Origin of the sequence: Umezawaea sp. NPDC059074, from assembly GCF_042738955.1 — a bacterium.
GTDB lineage: Bacteria > Actinomycetota > Actinomycetes > Mycobacteriales > Pseudonocardiaceae > Umezawaea.
This window is the reverse complement of record NZ_JBHYHC010000002.1, coordinates 66,075-85,175: the sequence shown is the minus strand read 5'-3', so window position 1 is coordinate 85,175 and position 19,101 is coordinate 66,075. Positions and strand designations below refer to the sequence as shown.

At 70.3% G+C, this 19,101-nt stretch carries 14 protein-coding genes; 8 read left to right on the top strand and 6 right to left on the bottom strand.

Annotated elements, in window-relative coordinates:
• Positions 1–281 precede the first annotated feature (281 nt).
• Positions 282–866: a response regulator transcription factor gene (locus tag ACFWW9_RS01585; RefSeq protein ID WP_390370426.1), complete on the bottom strand. Its 585-nt coding sequence runs from the start codon at positions 864–866 to the stop codon at positions 282–284.
• A 475-nt stretch (positions 867–1,341) separates the two neighbouring features.
• Here ACFWW9_RS01585 and ACFWW9_RS01580 point away from each other — a divergent pair, with 475 nt between their 5' ends.
• The 5 genes from ACFWW9_RS01580 to ACFWW9_RS01560 all read left to right on the top strand — a co-directional run bounded on the left by ACFWW9_RS01580 (position 1,342) and on the right by ACFWW9_RS01560 (position 10,932).
• Complete coding sequence (locus ACFWW9_RS01580) at positions 1,342–4,977, top strand: BTAD domain-containing putative transcriptional regulator (protein ID WP_390370425.1); 3,636 nt, start codon at positions 1,342–1,344, stop codon at positions 4,975–4,977.
• Positions 4,977–6,152 carry a PLP-dependent aminotransferase family protein gene (locus ACFWW9_RS01575; RefSeq protein ID WP_390370424.1) on the top strand — a complete coding sequence of 392 codons (1,176 nt, stop codon included), beginning with the start codon at positions 4,977–4,979 and terminating at the stop codon, positions 6,150–6,152. Before ACFWW9_RS01580 ends, ACFWW9_RS01575 begins: the two co-directional genes overlap by 1 nt.
• A 73-nt stretch (positions 6,153–6,225) precedes the next feature.
• A complete protein-coding gene (locus ACFWW9_RS01570; protein WP_390370499.1) occupies positions 6,226–7,308 on the top strand; it encodes a VanZ family protein in 1,083 nt (360 codons plus the stop codon).
• A gap of 2,283 nt (positions 7,309–9,591) precedes the next feature.
• The gene (locus ACFWW9_RS01565; protein ID WP_390370498.1) at positions 9,592–10,395 is read left to right on the top strand and encodes a GntR family transcriptional regulator; all 804 of its coding nucleotides are present in this window, start codon (positions 9,592–9,594) and stop codon (positions 10,393–10,395) included.
• 150 nt (positions 10,396–10,545) lie between these two features.
• Positions 10,546–10,932: a sigma factor gene (locus tag ACFWW9_RS01560; protein ID WP_390370423.1), complete on the top strand. Its 387-nt coding sequence runs from the start codon at positions 10,546–10,548 to the stop codon at positions 10,930–10,932.
• A 9-nt stretch (positions 10,933–10,941) separates the two neighbouring features.
• Here the strand turns inward: ACFWW9_RS01560 and uppS are convergent, their stop codons facing one another.
• The 4 genes from uppS to ACFWW9_RS01540 form a co-directional block, all read right to left on the bottom strand.
• Positions 10,942–12,384, bottom strand: coding sequence for a polyprenyl diphosphate synthase (gene uppS / locus ACFWW9_RS01555; RefSeq protein ID WP_390370422.1), 1,443 nt, complete (start codon positions 12,382–12,384; stop codon positions 10,942–10,944).
• 165 nt (positions 12,385–12,549) lie between these two features.
• On the bottom strand, positions 12,550–13,494 hold the full coding sequence (locus ACFWW9_RS01550; protein ID WP_390370421.1) for a sporulation protein: 945 nt from the start codon (positions 13,492–13,494) through the stop codon (positions 12,550–12,552).
• Positions 13,495–13,648: 154 nt separating this feature from the next.
• A complete protein-coding gene (locus ACFWW9_RS01545) occupies positions 13,649–14,473 on the bottom strand; it encodes a methyltransferase domain-containing protein (protein WP_390370420.1) in 825 nt (274 codons plus the stop codon).
• Between the two features lie 109 nt (positions 14,474–14,582).
• Entirely contained in the window at positions 14,583–16,088 is a 1,506-nt protein-coding gene (locus ACFWW9_RS01540; protein ID WP_390370419.1) for an MFS transporter, read from the bottom strand.
• A 103-nt stretch (positions 16,089–16,191) separates the two neighbouring features.
• Between ACFWW9_RS01540 and ACFWW9_RS01535 the strand changes: the two genes are divergently transcribed.
• Positions 16,192–16,863 (top strand): TetR/AcrR family transcriptional regulator, encoded by a 672-nt coding sequence (locus tag ACFWW9_RS01535; RefSeq protein WP_390370418.1) that lies wholly within the window; start codon positions 16,192–16,194, stop codon positions 16,861–16,863.
• A gap of 83 nt (positions 16,864–16,946) precedes the next feature.
• Positions 16,947–17,720: a F0F1 ATP synthase subunit A gene (gene atpB, locus ACFWW9_RS01530; protein ID WP_390370417.1), complete on the top strand. Its 774-nt coding sequence runs from the start codon at positions 16,947–16,949 to the stop codon at positions 17,718–17,720.
• Here the strand turns inward: atpB and ACFWW9_RS01525 are convergent.
• Complete coding sequence (locus ACFWW9_RS01525) at positions 17,717–18,277, bottom strand: dienelactone hydrolase family protein (protein ID WP_390370416.1); 561 nt, start codon at positions 18,275–18,277, stop codon at positions 17,717–17,719. The two genes, atpB and ACFWW9_RS01525, sit on opposite strands and share 4 nt — an antisense overlap.
• A gap of 152 nt (positions 18,278–18,429) precedes the next feature.
• Between ACFWW9_RS01525 and ACFWW9_RS01520 the strand changes: the two genes are divergently transcribed.
• A complete protein-coding gene (locus tag ACFWW9_RS01520; protein WP_390370415.1) occupies positions 18,430–19,002 on the top strand; it encodes a TetR family transcriptional regulator C-terminal domain-containing protein in 573 nt (190 codons plus the stop codon).
• The last annotated feature ends 99 nt before the right edge of the window (positions 19,003–19,101 follow it).

Genomic DNA, 19,101 nt, shown 5'->3' with positions numbered 1-19,101 from the left:
GGGGGTCTCCCCGTGCTGGGCTTGGCGGACATTAACTCCCTGGGGCGGGGGGGTGGGGCCCCCCCGGCCCCCCGTGGGGCCCCCCCACCCGCGCCCCCCGCCTCCTCTTCGCGGTCGTCGTGCGGTCGACGACCGGGTGCAAGAACGGTGTCCGCCGGACCACAGCGCTCACGTGAACGCACGCGCGCGGCTCCTCGACGGCAAAAGGTCAAGCGTTGAACAAACGAAAGGCCAAGCGATGAACCAAACGAACTCTGCCTTACTAAACGAACATTAGCGCGTCAGATGACTCCGGCCCGCAGCGCGTAGGCGACGGCGTGCGCGCGGTTGCGCAGCTTCAACCGGTTCGTGACGTTGTAGATGACGTTCTTGACGGTCCTCTCCGAATACTGGAGTTCCTTCGCGATCTCGTCGGTGCCCCATCCCTCGGCGATCAGCCGCAGGACGTCGACCTCGCGCGGTTCGAGACCCGCGACGTTGAGGCCGTTGGGCGCCAGCACCTCGCGCTGCAGCATCTCGACCCTCTTGAGCAGCTTGCCGAGGATGTCGCGCGGCATGACGCCGTTGCCCGCCGCGGCGGCCATGATGCTGTCGACCAGCTGGTCCCCGGTCACCGCGGCCCTCGGCAGGATCGCGACCACACCGCACTCCACCACCGCGAGCAGCGGCGCTTCGGTCAGCTCGCTCGCCATGAGGACGGTCGGCACCGTGCGCTCCGCCGACAGCGCCCGGAGCTTGTTCATGGCCTCCGACGTGAGCCGCTCGGTCGAGAACACGGCGACGTCCGCGTGGCCTGCTTCGTGCTTGTCGACGATGACCATTTCGGGGCGCGACTTGAGGTAGCTCGTCAGCCCGACGTAGGTCATGGGGTCCATGCTGTGTACGACGACCCGTACCCGTGCCATGAGTGCCTCCACACTTCGATCTCTGAATCGAAGTGTGGACAACGGACCTCTACGAACTCTTGACGCCTCGACGACAGCGGTCGTCGCAGTCTTGACGGCGCGTGAACTTACTATGAGAGCGTCCCCCAAGGCCCCCGAATGGTCACGCGGTTTTGGAACTTCGTGGCCTTTTGACCTGCGATGGTTGCCCCGAAGCACTTCCGCGTCCCGACTCCGCGTGGCCTGGGACACAACCTTGCAAGACCTGTCTCATTTCGCGTGAAGTCGTCGAGGTACCGACGAGTATGCCTCTCGACAGCCCTCTGAGCCCTCATTCATCAACGTTGTTGCCTTTTCCGCCCAGGAGTTTTGCCCGTGCCGACGGGTAAAGTGGCCTTCTGGCACCGGCGGTGCCCGCGTGGGGATGCGGACGCGTTGTGAACCAGGAGCGGCGGAGATGTCGACCGAGTCAGCCGAACCGCTGCGGGTCCAGTTGCTGGGCGCCGTGCGCGCGTGGCGCGGGGACACCGAACTGGCGTTGGGCTCCGCCCGCCAACGAGCCCTCTTCACCGTGCTGGCCATGCGCGCGAACCAGGTCGTGTCCCGCGAGGAGCTGGTCGACGCCATCTGGGGCGAGTCGCCGCCCGGCGCGGTGGACAGCAGTCTGTACACCTACGTGTCCCGCCTCCGGCGCGCGCTCGAACCCGTCCGTTCCAAGTGGACGGGCGGTCAGATGCTGGTGTCCGCGGGGTCGGGCTACAGCCTGCGGCTGGAACCGGGCCTGCTGGACGTGCGCGAGTTCGACCGCCTGCGGGAGCAGGCGCAGCTGAGCTGGGACCGCCGTGACGCCGCCGGGGCGAAGGCCGCGCTGGACGCCGCGCTCGTGCTGTGGCGGGGTGACGCCCTCACCGGCATCGACGGCCCGTTCGCCGCGCTGCACCGGGGCAGGCTGGCCGAGCTGCACCTCAACGTCCTGGAGCGCCGCGCCGAGATCATGCTGGAGTCCGGCGACCTCACCGCCGCCGTGGACGAGCTGTTCGACCTGAGCACCGCCTACCCGCTGCGCGAGACGCCGAGGGCGCTGCTGATGCTGGCGCTGCACCGGTCCGGGCGCGGGCCCGAGGCGCTGGAGGTGTTCCGGGAGACCAGGGAGGTCCTGGTCGAGCAGCTCGGCATCGAGCCGGGCGCGAAGCTGCGCAAGGTGCACGACGAGATCACCGCGGCCCGCGAGCGCTTCGGCGGCCAGCCCGCACCGGCGCCGCGCTCGCCGATCCCGCCGTACCCCGAGGTGTTCGTCGGCCGCGAGCCGGAGCTGACGGCGTTGCGCGCCGCGCTGGCCGACGTGCTCGACGGCAAGGGCACGGCCGTGTGGGTCGAGGGCGAGCCGGGCATCGGCAAGTCCGGGCTGCTGGCGACCGGGCTCGCCGACGCGGTGGACCGCGGCTGCGAGGTGCTGTGGCACGCGGGCGACGAGGTCGGCAGGCGCTTCCCGCTGAGCATGATCCTGGCCTGCCTCGACATAGACTCCCTCTCCCCCGACCCGCGGCGGGCCGAGTTCGCCACCGGGCTGCCGGGCCGCACCACCGAGCCCGCCTACCCGTGGCAGACCGACGATCCCGTGCTGGTGGCGGTCGACCGGCTGATCGGGCTGGTGGACCGGGTCGTCGGCTTCGTGGACGAGCTGTGCGCGGACGGGCCGGTCGTGCTGGTCCTCGAAGACCTCCAGTGGGCGGACGACGCCAGCCTGCTGGTGTGGCACCGGCTCGCGAAGGCGACCCGGCACCTGCCGCTGCTGCTGGTCGGCTCGTGCAGGCCGCACCCGCGCCGGGCCGAGCTGGACCCGCTGCGGACGATGGTGTCGATGGGCGGCGGCGAACTGCTGCGGCTGGACCCGCTGGAGGAGGAGACCGCGACCGAGCTGGTCCGCAGGCTCCTCGGCACGGACCCCGGTGCGGAGCTGCTCGCCACGACCGACTGCGCGGGCGGCAACCCGCGCTACCTGGAGGAGATCGTCGACGCGCTGGTGCGCGACGACGCCGTGGCCGTGTTCGACGGCGTCGCGGACATCGCGCACGACCGCACCCGGTACCCGTCGCAGCCGACGGTGAACACCGTGGTGACCCGGCGGCTCGACCACCTCGACGACACGAGCCGGGACGCGCTGCGGTGGGCCGCGCTGCTCGGCGTGGAGTTCGACCTGAGCGACCTGGCGACGGTGATGGGCAAGCAGGCGTCCGAGCTGCTGCCCGCTGTGGAGGAGGCGGCCGCCGCCGGGGTGATAGGCGAGTCCGGCCAGCGGTTCGCGTTCCGGCACACGCTCGTGCGGCGCGCGCTGTACGAGGCCATCCCCACGACCGTGCGGATCGCGCTGCACCGGCAGTCCGCCGAGACCCTGGACACCGCGGGCGCGCACGTGGAGCGGGTGGCCGAGCAGCTGCTCGGCGGACCGGTGCCCGCGGACGCGTGGGTGACGCAGTGGCTGCTGTCGCACACGAACGCCGTGGCGAGCCGGTCGCCGTCCATCGCGGCCGAGCTGCTCGCCGGCGCGGTGGTGGACCCGAGCCTGCGCGACCGGGCCCGCGAGGCCCTCACGTCCCGGCTGGTGCGGCTGCGGTTCTGGCTGGACCAGCGGCCCGCCGCCGAGGCGCGGGCCGTGCTGGCGACCACCGACGACCCGAACCGCGCGGCCGAGATGCGGCTCGTGCTGGCCTACCTCGACCACTGCGCGGGCGAGGACGAGCGCGCCGCCGCCGCGCTGCGGCAGGTGGCCGAGGACCCGGCCGTGCCCGACCGCTGGCGGGCGCGGCACCGCGCGCTGCTGGCCGAGGTCGCGCCGTCGCCCGCGGTCGTCGACGACCCGTTCACGCTGGCGCTCACCGCCCGCCACGAGTGGGAGGCCGCGTCGCGGCAGGGGCGGCACCGCGACGCGCTGGCGCTCGTGGAGGCGGCGCTGGACGCGGTGAAGGGCCGCTCCGTCCACGCCGACCTGGAGCTGTGCCTCGCGGAGGACAAGGTCTTCACGCTGGACAACCTGGACGAGTTGGAGGAGGCGACCCGGACGCTGGACATCGCGGGCAACCTCGTCATCCAGCGCGGCCTGACCGGCGGGCCGCACATCCCCTCGGCCGTGCACCGCTACTGGCTCGGCCGGTGGGACGAGTCGCTGGCCGAGTTGGACGCGGTGGTGCGCGACCGCCCCGAGATCACCTACCACGCGGTGCGGCAGCACGGCTCGGTCCGGCTGCTGCACGGCGTCCGGGCGCTGATCGCGGCGCACCGCGACGACTCGACGGGCCTGGAGACGCACCTCAAGGCCGCCGCCGACTACCGGCAGGCGCCGGTGGAGGTCCGCGACGACTTCCTGCCGATGGCGCTGTCGGTGGCCGCCGAGCAGCTCGGCCGCCCGGACGAGGCGCTGCGGGCGTTGCTGCCGCTGCTGTCCGACGACTACCCCGGCCTGGTGCCGCGCCACCAGTGGCTGCCGCGGCTCGCGCGGCTCGCGCTGGACCTCGGCCAGGCGGACCACGCGGAGGCCGCGCTCGCGCTGTGCCACTTGGGCGCGGACCGCGAGCAGTCGCCCGCGCGGGCGTCGATCGCCGCGCGCTGGTGCCAGGGGCTGATCGAGCGCGACCCGGTGGCGCTGGCGGCCGTGGCCAAGCACTTCGGCTCGGTCGGCCGCAAGGTCGAGCACGCCGCGGTGTCGGAGGACCGGGCCGTGCTGCTGGCCGCCGAGGGCCGGACCGAGGACGCGCACACCGCGTTCTACGACGCCCTCACCGTCTACACCGGACTCGAGGCGGCGTGGGACGTGCGCAGGGCGGAGTCCCGCCTCAAGCCGTTCGGCATCCGCTGGCGGGTCGGCGGCCGCGGCGCGGCCGACGGTCGCCCGCTAGACCAGATCGAACGCCGCGTGGCGGACCTCGTCGCGGCGGGCTGGCCCAATTCCGACATCGCGACGAGGTTGAGCATGTCCCGAAACACGGTGCAGCTGCACGTGACCCGGTTGTTGCAGAAGCTCGAGGTCGACTCGCGGCTGAGCGTGACCCGCCAGGTGATCGACCGGTACGCGAGCGACTGCGCGAGCACCGCGTGATGGACTGGTCGACCAGGCTGGCGGCCAGGACCCGCACGCAGTCCGACCTGTTGGGCGGCATCCTGGCCCTCGCCAACGCACGGGGCGTCGTCAACTTCTCCGGCGGCTTCCCGGACCTGTCGGTGTTCCCGACCGACATCGTCGCCGACATGGCCCGCGAGCTCCTCGACACCGACGCCGCCATCGCCCTCCAATACGCGCCGAGCGAAGGCATCGAGAGCACCCGCGACGCCGTCGCCGACCTGCTCCTCACCGAGGAGGGCCGTCGACCGGCCGACGACGAACTGATGATCACCAGCGGCGGCATCGACGCCGTGACCCTGATCGCGAAGTCGATGCTGGACCCCGGCGACACCGTCCTGGTCGAGGAACCCAGCTACCTGGGAGCGGTAGCGGGCTTCGCCTCGTTCGACGCCCGCACAAGATCGATCCCCATGGACCACGAGGGCCTGGACGTAGAAGCACTGGCGACCGTGCTCCGCACCACCGACGTCAAACTCCTCTACACCATCCCGGACTACCAGAACCCCAGCGGCCGCACCCTGTCCGCCGAACGCCGAACAGCGTTGGTAGACCTGTGCCGCACCCACGGCGTGCTGATCGTCGAGGACGTCGCCTACCGCCAACTGGGCTTCACCGACGACAAGCACCAGAGCCTCTGGTCACTGGCACCGGACGTGGTGGTCCAGATCGGCACGTTCTCCAAGACCTTCTTCCCCGGCGTCCGCCTCGGCTGGGCAGCGGGCCCGGCCCCGCTGATCACCCAACTGGTCGTCGCCAAGCAGAACTCCGACCAGTGCGCGGGCGCGCTCGGCCAGCGCTTGATGGAGGAGTTCTTGCGCGCCAAGCACTTCGACACCCACCTCCCCAAGGCCCGCGCGCTCTACCGCTCCCGAGCCGGCGTCCTCACCACGGCACTCACAGAACACTTCACCGACCTCGGCACGTGGACCACCCCCACCGGCGGCTTCTTCACCTGGCTCCACCTCCCCGGCATCAACACGACAGCACTAGCCGCACAAGCCAGGGAAATCGCGGTCGCCTTCGTCCCAGGCGCGGGCTTCTTCGCCGACCGCCCAGACCACGAACACCTCCGCCTGTCCTACAGCCGGGTAGCCGAATCCGACATCGACGACGGCATCGCCCGCTTGGCGTCGACCGTTCGGCGCACCTGACCGAATCCACGTTTCACCCGAACCCGCACCGGGTAGTAGACCGACCACGGGCACGACCGTGGAACGGGTGGACATGCTGAGTTCGTACCTGGAGAACATCCGCACGGGCTTCCTGGCCTTCGTGGGGATAGGCGCTCTCGTACTGCTACCGCTGGTGGCACTGCACTACTACCGCTTCGGCCGCGTGGAACCCCGCCGCGCCCTGGTCCTGTACGGCCTGCTGGCCTACGGCCTGGTCGCCTTGGCGCTGATCTTCCTCCCGTTCCCCGACCGCGCGAACCTGTGCCAGGGCGACCAAATGCTCTCCACGGTGCCGTTCCAGTGGGTGACGGACATGCGCAACAACATGGCGTACAACGGCCGCTCCGGCATCGTCGCCATGGCCACGTCATCAGCATTCGTGCAGCAGGCCTTCAACGCCGCCCTCTTCCTCCCGTTGGGCATCGTCCTCCGCAAGGCCTACGGAAAAGGCGTGCTCGCCACGGTCTTCATCGGCCTTGGCATCTCCCTCCTTGTCGAGGTAGTCCAGTACACCGGCAACTTCTGGATCTACCCCTGCCCGTACCGCATCTCCGACGTGGACGACCTCATCTCCAACACCTCAGGCTCACTTCTGGGCTGGATGATCGCCCCCGTGGCAATCGTCGTCCCCGCCCTCCCAGACGCGGACACAGCAGTGGCCAGCCCGGACACGGTCAGCGTCCCCCGCAAGGTCTTGGGCTTGATCGCCGAGGCAGTGGTGTTCCTGGTGATCGCCCGCTTCCTGTTCCCCACCAACCCCTGGGCACAAATCGGCTTGGTGGTGGCAATGCGCATCGCCCTCCCCGCAGCCACCGGCGGCTGGACACTGGGCGGCTGGCTGATGCGCTACCGCATGCGCCGCCTGGACGGCGGCCGAGCCGACCCAGCACGAATCACCGTCCGAGAACTGCTGGGCGTCACGGGCTTGGTCGCCTACGCAGTACTCCTATCACCAAGACTGACGTCCTGGACCGGCTTCGGAGTCGACCTGCTGGTGGTCTCACTGGTGCTACTGGGCTCCTTCGCCGCCCCGGTATTCCGCCGAGACCAGCTGGGCTGGCACGAACGAGTAGCGGGAACCAGAGGAATCATGACCACACGAACCCCAGCACCCCGCCCCAAGACCAGGGCATAACTCCCACCAACACCGCACCAACCGCCGGGGCCCTTCTGGGGCCCCGGCTCCATTTGGCACCGCCCCAGACCGCAGATGCCAGGCCCCCGGCCCCAACTCGCACCACCGACCGACTACCAGAGCCCCTTTGGGGCCCCCGGCCCTAACTCGCACCGCATCCCCACCGCAGGTGCCAGGGCCCCCCGCTCTAACTCGCACCGCACCCAACAGCAGCCATCTCGGGCCCTCGACCCCAACCTGCACCGTCGACTGGACCACTAGGGCCCCCTGGGCCCCGACCGCCACTCGCACCGCACGGAACTGGTCTTTATCTCTTCCAGCCCCGGCTGGCACCGGCACCGCACGGGACTGGCCTGTCTTCTTCCAGCCCTCGGCTGACACCCGCACCGCACGGGACTGCGCTGTTCTTCTTCCGGCCCCCGGCTGACACTCGCACCGATCGGAACTGGCCTGTCTTCATCCGGTCTCCGGCTGGCACCGGCACCGATCGGAACTGGCCTGTCTTCCGGCCCCCGGCCGGCACCAGCACCGCACGAAACTGGCCCGTCTTCATCCGGCCCCCGGCCGGCACCCGCACCGGGACCAACCGCCAGGGCCCTTTTGGGCCCCCGGCCGCCACTCGCACCGCTCGAGATCCGGACCGTGCCGGCAGGTTCTTTTAACCCCCACCCCGGCCGACCCCCGATTGTTTTTGCGCCCCCACCCTCTTTCGTCTTGTCAAGGCATCTTTCCCGCCTTGACAAGACGAAAGAGGGTGGGACAATCGGCGCAATCGGGGGTTAGCCCCCAAACCCCCGCAAAGCACCACATCCCCGCAGGTCAACACCCACCTCAAGCACTACGCCCCCGCCAACTCCCCCCACCCCCGAACCACCGAACGACCTCATCGATCCCCTCTTCCCCCAGAGGCGTCAACGGCCGAAACTCCGCCCCATCCCCCACCTCAACCTCACCCTCGACGACCTCTTCAGCCATCTCCGGCCTCAACCACGACTCCACAGCCTCCCGAACCCGCCCAACCCGAGCCCGAGAAGCCCTCCGCACCAACCACCGCCGAACCCCAACCCCCACACCCGCAACAACCATCACCCCGAGCACCGACGGCAACACGACCTCGACCACGTGCCACCTCCGCTCACCCTCGGCGAACCACCGACCGAACCACCGGCCCAACGATCGACCTAACCCCAACCCAGCCCCACCACACCCACCATCAACGACCGATATTCCTCCCGCAGCCTCATTGTGATGCACCCCACTGACATAACAAAGAACCATAAGCCTCTTGACGACCAGACCACCCAAGGTCGTTCACCGCGCTAATCATCTCCCGCCTCCCCTAGACCGGCAGAACCACTGGCAGAACGCGCCTAAACACTCGGGGAATGCACCCGATTCCCCTACGACATCTTGTTGCCAGCGCAATCTTCGTACCAGGCGTTTCACATTACCCACGAGTTACCCGTGACTTTGTTCCACATTCCTCGAAACCGAGGGCGTCCGGGCAGGTCACCGTGTGCATCAGGGCAAGGGGTTTGCCAGGGAATGAAAACCTGCCTAATGTGAGAGAAGCTCCAGGGACGAGCGCTGGGCGTCACAGCCCGCCGCGCATCCCCGGCGAATAAACAACTCGGGTACTTCGTCCTCGCCTTTTCGCACGCGTTTTTCCGGCGAGGACGTGAGCGCCGGCGGCGGCAGGGGCCGTTGTGCGCTGCAACCGGTCGAGGGGTCGGCAGGCCACGCCATCGTCTGCTGCCCCCTTGCCCGGCTCGAAGATGGTCAGACCTGGTCAGAGCGGTGTCACCGCAGCACAGGCGACGCGTCCACCCTGAAAGGCAGAGGACACGAACGATGTCTTGATCAGCATCCGACTTGTTCGACCTACGTCAGGAAAGATGGTTGCCACGAATGCGTAACTCGACCGACGAGCGGGCGCTCCCGACGCCCGCCGAGAACCCCGAGGACCTCGACGAAATTCTCGGTCTGGTCACCAGCACCTCCATGCGGACCACCCCCACGTGGACCTGGTGGACCGAGGAGGAGGACCAGGTTCTGGTCATGCGGATGCCGCACCCGGTCGGGACCGTCGTCGGGCAGCGGACCGTCCGCGAATACGGGCACACCGTGCGGGTCGAGCTGAAGGTCCGGCACAGCGACGCGCCCACCGGGCCGGTCGCCCGCGGCGCGATGGTGATGTCGACGCTGCGCACGACGCTGCACCGCCCGGTCGGCGGTCGGGAACTCGTGGTGTTCGCGAACGGCATTCCGCGGCCCGCCGTGCGGATGCTCGACGGATCGCACCAGGTCATCTCGGTCGAGGCGCACGAATACCCGGACGGCCCGCACCGGGCGTCCGACCCGGTTCGGGCGGGCATTCCCGACGACGGCCGCATCCCGCGCTACTACCGCGCCAAGACCCGGCTGCTCGACCTCCTTCAGGAACTCGGGCAAGGCGCCCCCCTACCCCCGGAGCGAGAACTGTCCGCCCAATTCGGCATCGCGCGCATGACGCTGCGCCAGGCCATCGGCGAGCTCGTCGTCGAGGGCAAGGTCCGGCGCAGGCAGGGCAGCGGCACCTACGTCGCGCCGCCCAAACTGGTCCAGCCGCTGGGTGTCGGCGGTCGGGAGCCCGGCGTCGAGGAGCCGGGCGAGGTCCGCAGGCTCGTCACGGCCGAGCACCTCGCCGCGGACGCCGAACTGGCGCACGACCTGGACATCGACCCCGGCGACCCGGTGGTGCACATCGAGCGGCTGAAGATCGTCGACGACGAGCCGATGCTGCTGGAGTCGAGCTACCTGTCGGCCAAGCGGTTCCCGGACCTCATCGAGGTGTTCGACGCGGACAAGCCGCTGCTGGACTGCCTGCGCGACCGGTACCGCGTGGTGCCGACCCGCACCGAGGAGCAGGTGGAGACGGTGCTGGCGTCGCCGCGCGAGGCCCGGCTGCTCGCCACCGCGCCCGCCGCGCCGATGCTGCTCCTGCACCGCGTGAGCCACGACGTCGACGGCAAGCCGGTCGAGCGGGTCCGGGCGCTGTTCCGCGGCGACCGCTTCACGTTCGCGGTGCGCTCGGAGTCGACGGACTAGCGGGCCGCGCCCACGGACTGGACGCGGTCACAAACTAGTCACCAGTTGTCCACTGGGGCTGTTCTACCGTCGTGGAACCGTGCCGCCGACTGCCTGTCGCGCTGTCGGCCGCGTCCGGACCAAGAGATCAGCAGAGTGAGGAGACCGGTGGTGTTCCGTTCCGCGCGTGCCGAGGCCGTCGCAGGCGAGTTGCTGGTGCGCAAGCTGTACGAGGAGCACGGCCGCGCGATCCTGGCGTACGCGACCAGGTTGACCGGCGACCGCCTCGTCGCCGAGGACGTGGCGGAGGAGACCCTCGTCCGCGCGTGGCGGTACTCCGAGGCGATCACGACCGGTGGTGACTGGGTGCGCGGCTGGCTGCTCACCACGGCCGAGAACGTCGTGCTGGAGCGGACGTGCTCCGCTTCGCCGTGGCGTGCCCGCTCGGAGCCCGCCGTCCGGTTACCAGCCGCGTTCCGGTCGGCCATCCGCAAGCTGAAGGTCAGCCGGATGAACGCCGTGCGCACGTCCGAGGCCCCGCTGTCGTCGATGCCCTGACGAGCCCCGTCAGGCGCCGCGCGGCACCGCGCGCGCCCGCTGGTCCGGCACGCCGCCGAACCGCCGGTCCCGGCAGGCGTAGGAGTCGACGGCCCGCCGCAGCGCGCGCCGGTCGAAGTCCGGCCACAGCGCGTCGGTGAACAGGATCTCCGCGTACCCGCCCTGCCACAGCAGGAAGTTGCTGATCCGCTGCTCGCCGGACGTCCTGATCAGCAGGTCGACCTCGGGCACGTCGGGCGCGTACAGGTAGCGGCCGAAGTCCCGCTCCCCCACCGCGTCCACGTCGACGCGGCCCGCGACGGCGTCGACCACCAGCCGCCGGGCGGCGTGCACGATCTCGGCCCGGCCGCCGTAGTCCAGGCACAGCACCAGCGTCAGCCGGGTGTTGGCCCCGGTCCGGCGTTCCGCCGCTTCCAGCGCGGCCCGCAGGTCCGCCGGTATCCGGTCGCGGCGACCGGCCCACACGAGCCGGATCCCCCTGGTGTGCAGCCATTCCACCCGGTCGCGCACCACCCGCGCGACGACGTCCGCCAGCCCGCCCACCTCGTCGGAGGGCAGCACCCGGTGCCGGGTGGAGAACGCGAACACGCTGAGGAACCGCAGGCCGATCTCCGCCGCGCCCTCGACCACGTCCAGCAGCGCCCGCTCCCCGGCGGGCCGGGACCGGCCGCGGTCGTCCATGATCACGGCGACGTGCCTCGGAACGTCCGAAGTGGACTCCTCCCGCCCGTCGACCCGCGGCGGCACCGTCCCCTCCACCTCGTCCAGGCCGAGGTGGTAGCCCGCGATGGCCATCTCCAGGAACGGCCGGCTCGACGGGTGCACGAGGTCGAGCACGGCCGTGCCCTCCTCGACCAGCAGCCGGGCCCGCCGCACCACGACGTCGACCGGCTCGTCCGGCAGGTAGCAGCGGCCGGTGCGCAGGTCGTGGCCGTAGCCGCGGCACACGTCCAGCAGCCGGAACACCTCGCCCAGCAGGGACATCTCGTGCGCGGCGGGCCGCAGCGGCTCGAACAGCGGCAGCGTCAACCGGGCGGGCGCGCCGCCCGCGCCGCGCAGGAAGCCGCGCAGGTCGTCGAACGTGGCGCAGCGCGGCGGGGCCGCGCGGTCGAGCCGGATGGCCTCCAGGAACTCCCGCAGCACGGCCACGTCCAGGCCCCACACCACGACGGTGTGCACGAACGCCTGCCGCAGCCGGTGGTCGCTGCGCCCCTCGGCGACCTCCTGGAGCGTTTCCACGACCCAGTCGGCGAAGCAGTCGTCGGAGATGTCCTCGGTGGCGGCGAAGTACGCGTGCAGCGCGTGGAAGTGCGGGTGCTTCGGCGCGGGCAGGTACGTCCTCACCAGGTGGTGGGTGTCCGGGTCCGCCGCCGCGTGCACCTTGTCGCACAGCTCGTAGGACGCCCGCAGCCCGAGGTCGAAGACCCCCGCCACGTCCAGCGAGTTCACCATCAGGTCACCCCGTTCTCCGCAGTGACCCCCGATCATTCAGCCGGCGCAAGGCGAAAAACGTTCACGGGCCCGGTTTCGGTCGAAAAGACCAAGGGATAGCCCGATGCGGTGACAGCCGGTCACCGATCGTCGCGGTGGACCGCGGCGACCGGTGACCGGGACGGCCTACTCGTCGTCGAACCCGAAGGATTCGCCGATCTCCTCGAACACCTCGCCCAGCACCATCCCGCCGACCACACCGGCCGCGACGCCGCCGACGACCGCGCCCATGCCGGGGCCGCGGCCGTGGTGGCCGTGGTCGTCGTACCCGCCGTGGCCGTACTGCTGGTGGTGGCCGCCGCCGCGCTCGGCGACCTGCGTCAGCCACTGGCCGACGACGGAGGACCAGTCGGTGCCCTCGGCGTCGCGGTGCGACAGCGCGAAGTGGCCGAACGAGTCGCCACCCGAGCTGAACATCCCGCCGCGCTTGTCGGCCTCCAGCACCACGTACAGCTCGTGCGGGTTCGCCACGAACGTCAGCTCGACCTGGCTGAGCGCGCCCGCGAACTGCGGCGGCGGGTAGAACTCGATCTCCTGGTAGAAGCCGAGGTCCTGCGGCACGCCGTGCAGGCGGCCCGCTTCGACGTCGGCCTTGCGGAACTGGAAGCCGAGCGCCCCGAAGGCGTCCAGCACGCGGTCCTGCGACGGCAGCGGGTGCACGGAGATCGGGTCGAGGTCGCCCTTGTCCGGCGCGCCCGCGATGACCAGCTCGGTGCGCACGCCGACCGTCATGCCGTGCAGGTGGGTCGAGCCGACCGCGGTGAGGGGCGTCTCCCACGGGACGTGCAGCTGGAACGGGACCGCGACCGGCTGACCCGCCGCGACCTTCACGGCCTGCGCCACGACCACCCGGTGGAACTCGGCGGTCTGGCTGCCCTCGTGGTCGCCGTGCTCGACCTCGACGCGGGTGACCAGCGACAGCACGACCTGGCCGATCTCCACGTCGTTGCTGCCGCCCTGGACGCGCACCTGCCCGGTGACGACCCCGCCGGGCGTGGCGTGCGGTGAGTCCAGCACGGTGTCGACGGACGGCCCGCCGACTCCGAACGCGCTCAGCATCCGCTTGAACATCAGGTTTTCCTCCGGGGATGGGGAGAGTGCCGGTGTCCGGCGACACCGGTCAACTTCGAGGATCGGTCTCGTCGTCGAACTCGCCGATCAGCTCTTCCAGCAAGTCTTCCGGTGCCGCGATGCCGACGACCCGCAACGTGGATCCCCGCCCCGGTCAGGCGTGCTTAGCGGTCAGGGCGTAGGACGGGAGCGGCGTGTTCCCCTTCTTCCTCGCCGTCGCGCGCAGCACGTCCACCTGGCTGGTCACGAAGTCCTGGGCCAGGTCCGTCAGGCCGGTCGTCGAGTCGACGAGGTGGAGGCAGGCCCCGATTTCCCAGTCCGCGTCCTGGAGGGCGGAGGTGTCCATCCGCCGCTCTCCCGTCGGGGTCCAGCCGGTGCGGTCCAAGCCGCGCAGGAGGGTCTCGCGGGAGAACGGGGTTCGGACGTTGCCGTCGCCCCTCACACCCATCGCCTCGATCTGGCCCTGCACCAGGACCGCCAGCAGGTGGGGCACCTGGTCCACCGCGTCGGGGCGCAGGTCCCATTCGGCGAAGCAGAGGCGCCTGGCCCACGGTCGGACGCGACGCAGGACCCGTTCCACCTGGTCCACGGAGTCGAAGTACCAGGCGCAGTGGGACAGGACGACGTGGTCGAACTCCTCCGCGGCGAACCGCACCCCGTCGTCCAGGACGTCCACCTCGAACCGCATCTCCACCCGCGCCCCCAGCGGGCTCGCGAGGAGGAACGCCGCCGAGTCGCCGATGGTGATCGGTGCACCGTAGTCCGGGCTCGCCACGTCCAGGCCCACGACCCGACCGGTAGGGCCTACGGCCTCGGCCAGCACGGCGGTCATGTCGCCCTGGCCGCAGCCGATCTCCAGGACCGACTCGCCCCGGCCGATCGCCCACCCGTCGACGAGATCCATCCGGAACCGGGTCTGGGCGAGTTGCACGGCGGGGTGTGTCGCCATGCCCGCGACGATCGTGTCGAGCCTGTCCACGCACTGCTCCGTTCGGCCGCCGAAAACCCGATCGTAAGGACCGTGCGCAACCCGAATACGCCGAAGGCCGCCACCGGGAGGTGACGGCCTTCGGGCGGAGCTCACGAGATCACATGTGGACGGCCGGGGCCGCGCCCTCCATGTTCGGCGCGCCGGAGCGCAGCAGCGCACCGGACACGACCGCGCCGACGAGGAAGATCGCCGCGGCCCAGGTGAAGGCCGTGGTGTAGCTGTGGATCGCCGCGTCCGCCATCAGCTGCGGGGTCGGCTGCTTGCCCGCCAGGAACGACGTGGCCGCCTCGGCGGCGAACGTGCTCAGCAGCGCGGTGCCGATGGAGCCGCCGATCTGCTGCGCGGTGTTCACCGTCGCGGAGGCGACACCGGCGTCGTGCGGGTCGACGCCGAGCGTGGCCACGTTCATCGCGGGGGCCATCGCCAGGCCGATGCCGATGCCGAGCACCATCAGCGGCAGCAGGACGCCGTTGGAGTAGGTGCTGGTGAGCGTGATCTGGCTGAGCCAGAACAGGCCCGCCGCGCCGATGACCATGCCCGTGGGCACCAGCGGCCGAGCGCCGAAGCGCGGCAGCAGGACGGCCGTGGCGGTGGTCGCGGAGATCATCAGCGTCGCGACCATCGGCATGAACGCCACGCCGCTCTCGATGGGCGTGAACTGGAGGTTCTGCTGGAGGTAGAACGTCAGGAACAGGAAGATCGCGAACATCCCGATGCCCAGCAGGAACACCGACGCGTAGGCGCCGCCGCGGTCGCGGTCGAGCACGACGCGCATCGGCAGCAGCGGGTGCGAGGACGTCACCTGGATGCGGACGAACACCGCGAGCAGCACGACGCCCGCGAGCAGGAAGCCCCACACCGACGCGGACGACCAGTCGTGGCTCTCCTTGTTGGCGAAGCCGTAGACGACCGCGAACAGACCGGCCGTCGAGGTCAGCGTGCCGGGGATGTCGATCTTCGGCCGGTCGCCGAGCACGGGCTCGTGGCGCAGCAGCAGGTAGGAGCCGACGAACGCGATCACCGCGAAGACGATGTTGACGAACATGCACCAGCGCCAGTCGAGGTACTCCGTCAGCACGCCGCCGAGCAGCAGGCCGACGGCCGCGCCGCCACCGGCGATGGCGCCGAAGATGCCGAACGCGCGACCGCGTTCCTTGGGATCGGTGAACGTCGTGGTGAGCAACGACAACGCCGCGGGCGCGAGGAGCGCGCCGAACACGCCCTGCGCCGCGCGGGCGACCAGGAGCATCTCGATGCTGTTGGCCGCGCCGCCCACCGCGGACACCACGGCGAACCCGGCGAGGCCGATCAGGAACGCGTACTTGCGGCCGAAGATGTCGCCGACCCGGCCGCCGATGAGCAGGAGGCTGCCGAACGCGAGCGCGTAGGCCGTGACGACCCACTGGCGGGCGTCGTTGCTGAAGCCGAGGTCGGCCTGCGCCGACGGCAGGGCGATGTTCACGATCGTCGCGTCGAGCACGACCATCAGCTGAGCGAGGCCGATCATGACCAGGATCAGCCAACGTCGAGCGTGGTGCGGGTTGTCGCCGTGCTGGGTGACGGCCCGCGGCGCCTCCACCGTGGCGGCCGGTGAATCTGGCATGAGCGTGTTCCTCACAGGTTTATGTGGAGTGGATACCTCCGGATACCCGATCAGCCTACACGCGAAGTGGAGGAGGGCCCTCAACTTGAGCTAGGCTAGGGGCATGACACGGGACACAGTCCCCGTCGCAACGGTGCGACCCCTGCGTCGGGATGCGGAGCTCAACCGCCGCAAGATCATCGAATCGGCGCGGGTCGTCTTCAGCGAACGCGGTTTCAGCGCGGCGCTCGACGACATCGCCCACCACGCGGGCCTCGGCGTCGGCACGGTCTACCGGCGATTCCCCAGCAAGGAGCACCTCGTCGAGGCCATGTTCGTGGAGCGCATGGACGAGGTCCGCGTCCTGGCCGAGCGGGCGCTGGAGGAGGCCGACCCGTGGGACGGCTTCGTGAGCTTCCTGACCCACACGGCCGAACTGCACTCCGACGACCGCGGGCTGCGGGAAGTCATGCTGTCCAACAACTTCGGCCAGGGCCGAGTCGCCGAAGCGAAGAACCGGATGGTCCCGCTCGCGATCGAACTCGTGCGGCGGGCCAAGGAGTCCGGCAGCCTGCGCGCGGACTTCGAGGCGACCGACCTCGCGGTCATCCACATGATGATCGGCTCCGTCGCCGAGTACACCCAGGACGTGCGGCCCGACCTGTGGCGGCGCTACCTCGGCGTGCTGCTGGACGGCCTGCGCGCCGACTGCGACCGCAAGAACCCGCTGTCGCCGCAAGCACTCGGCTTCGACGGGCTCGACGTCGCCATGTGCGCGTGGAAACCGCGCACCTGACCTGAGCCGAACGGGTGCGCGCCCCTTCGTCCACACCGCTTCGCTACGTTGGGCGGACAGCTTGGACGAGGGGGGACCCGCCCATGACCACTGTGCTCGCCGACGCGACGTTCGACCCGCCCGGAGTGCCGGACTTCTTCCCACCGGCGATCGTCGCCGGGATCACCAAACCGATGGTGCTGCTCGTGCTGTCGGTCGTCATCGTCGCGGCGTTCTTCCTCATCGCCACGCGCGACCTGAAGCTCGTGCCCGGCAGGCTCCAGTTCACCGCCGAATCCGTCTACGACCTCGGCCGCGACAGCATCGCCAGGGAGCAGATCGGCGGCAAGGACTTCCAGCCCTACGTGCCGCTCATCGTGACCCTGTTCAGCTTCATCCTGGTGAACAACCTCTTCGGCATCGTGCCGCTGGTCCAGTTCCCCACGATGGCGCACTTCGGGTTCCCGCTGGCGCTGCTGGTCGTCCTGTACCCGCTGTTCCACGTCGTCGGCATCCGGCGGCACGGCCTCGGCCGCTACCTCAAGCTCCAGCTGTTCCCGGCGGGCGTGCCGAAACCCGTCTACGTGCTGCTGACGCCGATCGAGCTGTTCCTGCGGTTCTTCATGGACCCGCTGGCGCTGGCGATCCGGGTGTTCGCGGCGATGTTCGCGGGCCACCTGATCCTGCTGGTGTTCACCCTCGGCGGCGAGTTCCTGCTGCTGGAGGCGAGCGCGGTCCTCAAGCCGGTGTCGGTGGTGGCCTTCGCGTTCGCCATCGCGATGACGTTCCTGGAAGCGCTCGTTCAGGTGCTCCAGGCGTACATCTTCGCGCTGCTCACGGCGAACTACATCGGCCGCGCGCTCGCCTCGGACCACTAGAGCCCGGCGAGGAAGTCCACGCAGCGCCGCCACACCAGTTCGGCGGCGCGCTCGTCGTAGTCCGGCAGGTCCTCGTCGGTGAAGAGGTGCCCGACGCCGGGGTAGCGGAACGCCTCGGCCTTCGCGACGGCCGCGTCCCGCATCCAGCCCGCGACCTTGTCCGGCGGGGCGTAGGCGTCCGGGTCGGCCACGTGCAGCTGCATCGGCAGGCCCGGCCGCACGTTCTCCGGCACCGCGCCGGTGCCGTGCAGGAACAGCACGCCCGCGCACTCGGGGCGTTCGGCCAGCAGGCCGCCCGCGATGCTCGCACCCATGGAGAACCCGCCGAGCACCGTGTCGTCCGGCAGGCCGCGCAGGACCGCGCGCGCCCGTTCCGCGATGGTCGGCCACCCGATCCACTCGGCCAGGGTGAACCCGTCGTCGAGGGTCTCGGCGATGCCGCCGTAGTACAGGTCCGGTGTCACCACGGCGTGCCCTGCCTGGCGGAACCGGCCCGCTGCTGCGAGCACGGCGGGCCTGAGCCCGTAGGCGGAGTGGAACAGCACGACGGTGGTCATGGACCCATTATCGACTTGATCGCGAACGCCGCGACCACGCCCATGGCGTAGACCACGCCGGGCGGGGTGACGCGCGGCACGCCGCCTCCCCGCTTGACCGCGGGGAGACGACCGCCCATATTGGCCGGAGGCGCCCAGCGGAGGAGTTCGTCATGGCCAGGCCGAGCGTGCGGGAGCAGATCGTCGACGCGGCGTCCGAGCAGTTCCACCGCCACGGGTACAACGCCTGCGGGGTCAAGCTGATCACGGACAGCGCGGGCGTGCCCAAGGGGTCGTTCTACAACCACTTCCCCAGCAAGGAGGACCTCGCGCTGGAGGTGATGGCGCGCTACGCCGCGTCCCGCCGGTTCGAGGAGCTCTCCGCGGCCACCCCCGCGCCGCTGGAGCGACTGCGCCGCAACTTCGAGTTCCTCGCGGGCGAGATCACCGGCTACGGCTACGAACGGGGTTGCATGTTCGGCAACTTCACCACTGAGGCCGCCGACCACAGCGCGGCCATCGGCGACGGCGTCCGGCAGGGTTTCGCGGACTGGACGACCGCTGTCGCCGCCGTGCTGCGCGAGGCGCAGTCGGACGGGACCCTGGCCGCGACGCACGACGCGGACGTGCTGGCGCTGTTCGTCGTGAACGCCTGGGAGGGCGCGATCGTGGGCGCGCGGGCGGCGAAGGACGGCTCGTCGTTCGCCGCCTTCTTCCACGTGGTGTTCGACTCGCTGCTGACCTGACGACCGAAGACCACGTTCAGCTGACCGGACTTCACGATTTCGGGGATCCCCCGAGTCCGAGCCGTGACAGCAGGCGTCGACGGCTCGGACCGCGGGCGA

Coding starts and splice junctions, on each gene's coding strand:
- ACFWW9_RS01585 (WP_390370426.1), bottom strand. CDS start 866: ATGACCTACGTCGGGCTGACGAGCTACCTCAAGTCGCGCCCCGAAATG.
- ACFWW9_RS01580 (WP_390370425.1), top strand. CDS start 1,342: ATGTCGACCGAGTCAGCCGAACCGCTGCGGGTCCAGTTGCTGGGCGCC.
- ACFWW9_RS01575 (WP_390370424.1), top strand. CDS start 4,977: ATGGACTGGTCGACCAGGCTGGCGGCCAGGACCCGCACGCAGTCCGAC.
- ACFWW9_RS01570 (WP_390370499.1), top strand. CDS start 6,226: ATGCTGAGTTCGTACCTGGAGAACATCCGCACGGGCTTCCTGGCCTTC.
- ACFWW9_RS01565 (WP_390370498.1), top strand. CDS start 9,592: ATGCTCGACGGATCGCACCAGGTCATCTCGGTCGAGGCGCACGAATAC.
- uppS (WP_390370422.1), bottom strand. CDS start 12,384: ATGGTGAACTCGCTGGACGTGGCGGGGGTCTTCGACCTCGGGCTGCGG.
- ACFWW9_RS01550 (WP_390370421.1), bottom strand. CDS start 13,494: ATGTTCAAGCGGATGCTGAGCGCGTTCGGAGTCGGCGGGCCGTCCGTC.
- ACFWW9_RS01540 (WP_390370419.1), bottom strand. CDS start 16,088: ATGCCAGATTCACCGGCCGCCACGGTGGAGGCGCCGCGGGCCGTCACC.
- ACFWW9_RS01535 (WP_390370418.1), top strand. CDS start 16,192: ATGACACGGGACACAGTCCCCGTCGCAACGGTGCGACCCCTGCGTCGG.
- atpB (WP_390370417.1), top strand. CDS start 16,947: ATGACCACTGTGCTCGCCGACGCGACGTTCGACCCGCCCGGAGTGCCG.
- ACFWW9_RS01525 (WP_390370416.1), bottom strand. CDS start 18,277: ATGACCACCGTCGTGCTGTTCCACTCCGCCTACGGGCTCAGGCCCGCC.
- ACFWW9_RS01520 (WP_390370415.1), top strand. CDS start 18,430: ATGGCCAGGCCGAGCGTGCGGGAGCAGATCGTCGACGCGGCGTCCGAG.